At 41.5% G+C, this 1,343-nt stretch carries 1 protein-coding gene; it reads left to right on the top strand.

Features of this window, described 5'->3' with window-relative positions; genetic code table 11:
• Positions 1–1,343 (top strand): beta strand repeat-containing protein (locus BM141_RS23365; protein WP_177217527.1); only part of this gene is annotated, 1,343 nt, incomplete at both ends.

Genomic DNA, 1,343 nt, shown 5'->3' with positions numbered 1-1,343 from the left:
TTCTACCACCTTAGCTCTGACTGGAAAAGGTACTTCTGCAAGCACAGTCCCCGCTGATGCTGGTACTACCCTGACCACCAAAGACTATGTAGATGGTATTACTAATGGTTTATCTACTTCTACCGGAGTGCTGGTCAGAAATGGAGGTGTTATTACTGGCGTTACACCAACAACAAACGTTGTTTTTAGAGGTAATGGCACCACCTTAGTACCGGGACTTATTACCGATAATGGAGCAACATCGATAAATGTAGCAGGTGGTATAAATGCTATGAGTTTAGCCACCTCTGGGAATACCGCTGTAGGTGGTAATTTGTTAATGACAGGAACCGTTGAAGCAGTAAGTATTACTATGTCAGGTAATCTCAGATTTGGTGCAGCTTCACCTTTTGTAAATGGAATTGTATTTGCTCCTCCTTTGGGTGCAGGCATCAATCTGACAACCCCTCTTAATGACAAATTGGTAACAGAAACCGCAGTAGTCAATGCAATTAATGCTACTACTGTTACAGCAAATAATGGTTTAACAAAAACAGGAACTAATATAGCTTTAGGAGGACCTCTGACTGCTGCTACTTCTATTAATCAATCTGGCTTCCAAATGTCTTTTGTGAATGGAGCAAATAATATACTTAATTTGACTCCAGCTACTGTAGCTGTTGGTGGTCCCACTCCTGTTAGTTTCACGGTCAATGCAGGTGCTGCTCAACCTGCTTTTAGTGTAACAGGAGGTACTGGTGTTACAACCTTTTTTGGGCAAGTTAATATGGCGGCTACCAACACAAATTTGCCAGCTACACATACCATCGCTCCTACTGTTGGTACTGCAAGCACTTTAAATATAGCTACACAAGCAACTACAGCAGCAACTAAAACCATTAATCTGGGTACAGGAACTGCTGCGTCTGGAACTACTAACATCAATATTGGTAGTACTACAGGAGGTGGTACAACGGTAATGAATAATTTAACTCAATTCAGTGCTACTAATGGTTTACGTTTTGGGCTATTTGGTCAAACTGCAACTGGTATAGCTACCACAGTAGGCGACCCGGGTCTAAATACAAACTTAGTTACTGAAGCCGCTGTGAGAAGTGCCATTAACTCAGCTGTTCCTTCTTTAGCATTGAATCAAATCTTGGTAGGAGACGGAACGAGTACAGTTGCAAGAGTACCTAATGGAGATGCAAGTATTACAAGTATTGATGCTACAAACGTTACTTTGACTATATCCAACAATGCAGTAACTACTGCTAAAATCGCTGACGCTAACGTAACTACTGCTAAAATCGCTGATGCTAATGTAACTACTGCTAAGTTAGCTGACGGAAGTGTTACCAATG

Origin of the sequence: Thermoflexibacter ruber (genome assembly GCF_900113045.1) — a bacterium.
GTDB classification, from domain to species: domain Bacteria; phylum Bacteroidota; class Bacteroidia; order Cytophagales; family Thermoflexibacteraceae; genus Thermoflexibacter; species Thermoflexibacter ruber.
This window is presented reverse-complemented; position numbering and strand designations above follow the sequence as displayed.